Below are 4,108 nucleotides of genomic sequence, written 5' to 3'. Positions count from 1 at the left end.
TCCCAACAACGAAGCCGATGAAAATTAGGAGGGAATTTTTCGGCACTACATCGCTTTTCTTCCCGAAGAATGTTTTGTAAATTGTTGCTGTTGAAGAAATTATCAGCACCAAAGCCAAAATCCTCGTTAAAAGAAAATCCAAGTAATTTACTCCGTAATTTTCTATCACGAACAGCATTAAGAAAGTCGACAAAACCAATCCTGGTACAGCTCCAGAAAGCAGAAAAACGGAAGCTTTAACGTTGACGTTTCCCCTTTTGAAATGGAAGAGAGTTGCTAAAAACCTCGTTGTTGCGTTGTAGAGCAAGTCAGTTCCGACCGCAACAACTGGAGGGATTCCTAAGAAGATCAAAGCTGGAGTCATCAAAGCTCCTCCACCTATTCCAGTCAATCCCACCAAAAATCCAACTAAAAAACCAAGAACGTAGAGTTCCAAAATCAAACCTCCAAATAGCCGAGCTCCTTTGCCTTATTCAGAATCGCCTCAACCTCTTCTTCCACGCTCATTTTATGGGTTTCGAGAATCAGCTCCGGATTTTCCGGCTCTTCGTAAATTCCGTCGTAGCCAGTCAGACCTTTTATCTCCCCTCTCATAGCTTTCGAATAAAGCCCTTTGGGATCTCTCTTCATCCTTATTTCGAGAGGGCATTTCAAATAAACCTCTATGAAGTTGCCGATTTCTTCCCTCGCTTTTTCTCTCACCGCTTTGTAGGGAGAGATGAGAGAAACTACAGCGACAACTCCATTTCTTGATAGGAGCTTGGCCATGTGGATAACTACGCGGTTGTGCATTTCTCTTGCCTCCTTACTGAATCCTATGTCTGGATAAAGTTTTCTCCTTATCTCGTCTCCATCAAGAACCTCCACTTTCAAACCCATCTCTTTCAGCTTTTTCTCCAAAGCTCTCGCGAGGGTAGTCTTTCCGGCTCCGCTCGGACCGGTAAGCCAGATTACGAAGCTCATAGCAAGGATCTCCCCCTTAGATCAACTTCTATGTCAAAGAGATTCAACACGGTTGGAGCAAAATCGTAGATCGAGCAGCTAATTTGTCTTTCATCCAATTCTGGATGATGAAGTAAGAAGACTCCGTATTCCGAATGAACCGCATCATCCGGACCAGTATCGTTCTCAGCAAGATAATTCGACTCCCAGCCAAGGGTTCCTGCTGCTCTCCAGTATAAGTCGTCGAAGTAAACCATTAAATCCGGCTTATCTCCCAAAGCAAGCGGATAGATTTCTTCTGGATAGAAAACCTTGGTATTCCATTTTTCTCCGTTCGGACCTCTTATCGATTTTATGTGTTCTGCTATTTCTTCCCTAACCTTCTCGTATTCGGTCTTCTTGACTATTCCTTTCTTCTCCCTCCCTTCCACGTTCAGAAAGATTCTCGAATAGTAGCCTCCCCAGGCCCATGCGATAGTTTTTCTCCAATCAACGTCCAACTCTTCGAATTTTACTCCTGTTCTCTTCTCAAGAATTTCCGGATTTCTGATCTTTAAATAGCCCTCCTCGATTAACCATTGATTAACCGCAAAAGCACCCTTCATTCTCTTTACTCCATGATCGGAAACAATAATTACGTAAGCATCCTCATCAACGAGTTCAAGGGTCTTTCTTATTTCTTTGTCAAGAAGCTTGTAGTAGTCCCTTACAACGTTCTTAAACTTGCTGTTCTCCTCGTAGAGGTGATGTTCTTTGTCGAAATACTTCCAGAAAGCGTGATGAACTCTGTCCAACCCAATTTCAACGAGCCAGAACAGATCCCAGTCCTTTTCTTGAATTAAGTGCCTCGCTACTTCGAACCTCTTTTCGGTCATTTCCCAGATTTTCTCCTTCACCTCTTCCCGCTCATCTTTTCTGAAAACTACGTCGAAGATGTACTCTCCAACAATTTTTTCCACCTCTTTTTTAAGCTCTTTGGGGTATGTGTAGTCGGAGTTTGCATCTGGAGTTATAAAGCAGCTTATCAGCCACCCATTCACTCTCTTCGGCGGATAGGTTGGAGGAACTCCTATTAAAACGCTTTTCTTTCCCTCCATTCCAAGGAAATCCCACACTGCTGGCTCAACGACCTTTCTGCTGTTCGCTATCCACATTTCATCGTAGCTTCCCTCTTTTCTGTGCCTGAATCCGTAAAGTCCGAGTTCTCCAGGAGTTTTTCCCGTGAACATCACTGCCCAAGCGGGAATCGTTATCGCCGGAATGCAGCTCTTCATCTCCCCGTAAATCGAGTTTTCCATCAGCTTTTTTATCGTGGGAAGCTCATCTAAAAACTCATTAAAGAGAAGCTCTGGAGAAGCTGAATCCAGTCCGAAAATTAAAACCTTCACCATAAGCTTTCACCGAAATGGTTCTCAATAACTTTTACAACTTCGCCAAGCTTTTCCCTCTCGAAAATTACCCCGAGAACGTCTTTTTTCCCTCCAGCGTTCAAATTTTTGCTTTTCAACTTTTTGATTAACTCTTCGATCTTGTAGAGATTGGCTCTGTCTTCTTTAACTCTCACATAGAGTTGAGAAAAGCCATGGTAGTTCTCGTTAACAACTATTGCGACCTCACTGTTTGAATCCCACACGAGTTTTCTCGCAATAATGGATGCGATGTTGTAATCTGAAGAGAATTTAGCTAAGCTGAACTTACTGTTTTCATGAACATTCTTCAGAATTCTTGTTATCTCCTGTTCTATCCTTCCAACGTTCTTGTTCCACTCGTCATCCTCGAGTAAATACTTTGGATCGTTATTCGCAACTTTCTCTACCGCTTCCTCAACTCCCCTTCTATCGAAAAGCAGAGACGGGGAGTTTATCAACTCTGCTAAACGCAAAGCCTCTTTTTCACTTAACTCATACTTTTTCAAAATTTTTAAAACCCAGTCGAATCTGAAAGCTCTTCTTCCGACATCTCCCACAGCTCCTAAAGCTGACCTCCAGTCCCAGTGGGAAAAGAAGGATGAGACGACATAGCTCGCTGAAGGAGCCTGTTTTCCCTCAAAAATTGGATTCACATGAATAACATTCTTTTTTTCGATTTTATTTTGTATGTGATGATCCAAGAAGACTACCGGCTTTTCTATCCTTTCGACCTCTTTGGGGAGATTTACGTCAACCACGTAAACTTTTTCAGCTCTGTTTACGGCATTCCAGACTCTTTCATCGAATTTAAAGATGCCGGGAAGTAGTGTAATATTTTCAGTGTTATCTACGACTTCCAAGATTAGAGAGGCTGAACAAATTCCGTCTGTATCCCAGTGGTGGATTATCAGATTCATGCTAATCAACGAAGGGTTTTTCAAAGCTTAGAATCACTTCAGCCACTTCCGGACGCATCATTTCTTTAGGCGGCAATTCCCCTTTCATCAGCATCTCTCTTATTTTCGTTCCGCTCGGTGGAATTATATCCTCTCCCCTATGGGGGCAAACAGCCTCGTTCACGAATCCGTAGCACTTCTTGCAGTAGTAGAACTGCTTGAAGAATATGGGAGTGATGCCTAAATCCGGAAATTCTTCGAATATCTCTTGAGCTTCGTAGGGCTTGTAATAGCTTCCAACTCCGGCATGGTCTCTTCCAACTATGAAATGCGTGCACCCAAAGTTCTTTCTAACTATGGCGTGAAAAATTGCCTCTCTCGGTCCAGCATATCGCATTTCGGTTCTGAGTACTGCCAAGACAGCTCTGTTCTTCAGATAATATCTCTCGATCAAAACTTCGTAGGCTTTTAAAATGACCTCATCCCTGAAATCTCCCTTCTTCTTTCTTCCAATGACCGGATTTATAAAGAGACCATCCACGAAAGTTAGGGCAGTTTTCTGCACGTACTCATGCCCCAAATGGGGAGCGTTTCTCGTTTGAAAGCCTACAACTGTTCTCCATCCGAGTTCCTTAAACAAAACTCTCGTCTCCACTGGCTGAAGAGTGTACTTTTCGAAGGGATTTTCAATCTGATTCAAAAGATCTATTTTTCCTCCAACAAGCCTGTCTCTCATCTCAAAGACTTTCTTAACCCCCGGATGATCCAAATCCGTTGTCTTGAAAACTTTTTCAGCAAACTCTTTTTTATCGAATTTGTAAATCTCTTCCACTTCCATCAAAGCTTCTACGCTGCCATTGG

Annotated in this window: 5 protein-coding genes; all 5 read right to left on the bottom strand. The window is 42.8% G+C overall.

Features of this window, described 5'->3' with window-relative positions; translation table 11 throughout:
* On the bottom strand, nucleotides 1-436 hold a 436-nt coding region (locus F7C14_RS06930; RefSeq protein WP_290901276.1), incomplete at its 3' end, for a sulfite exporter TauE/SafE family protein.
* 2 nt (nucleotides 437-438) lie between these two features.
* A complete protein-coding gene (gene cysC, locus F7C14_RS06925) occupies nucleotides 439-963 on the bottom strand; it encodes an adenylyl-sulfate kinase (protein ID WP_290901274.1) in 525 nt (174 codons plus the stop codon).
* Entirely contained in the window at nucleotides 960-2,333 is a 1,374-nt protein-coding gene (locus tag F7C14_RS06920; RefSeq protein WP_290901271.1) for an alkaline phosphatase family protein, read from the bottom strand. Before F7C14_RS06920 ends, cysC begins: the two co-directional genes overlap by 4 nt.
* Nucleotides 2,327-3,268, bottom strand: coding sequence for a DHH family phosphoesterase (locus tag F7C14_RS06915; RefSeq protein ID WP_290901268.1), 942 nt, complete (start codon nucleotides 3,266-3,268; stop codon nucleotides 2,327-2,329). The genes F7C14_RS06920 and F7C14_RS06915 overlap by 7 nt, the downstream gene beginning before the upstream one ends.
* Before the next feature lies 1 nt (nucleotide 3,269).
* The coding region (locus F7C14_RS06910; RefSeq protein ID WP_290901266.1) for a sulfate adenylyltransferase at nucleotides 3,270-4,108 on the bottom strand (839 nt) is incomplete at its 5' end.

The sequence above is a fragment of the Ferroglobus sp. genome (genome assembly GCF_015521575.1).
GTDB lineage: Archaea > Halobacteriota > Archaeoglobi > Archaeoglobales > Archaeoglobaceae > Ferroglobus.
Note: the sequence above shows the minus strand (reverse complement) of the source record. Positions and strands in the feature narration are given on the sequence as shown.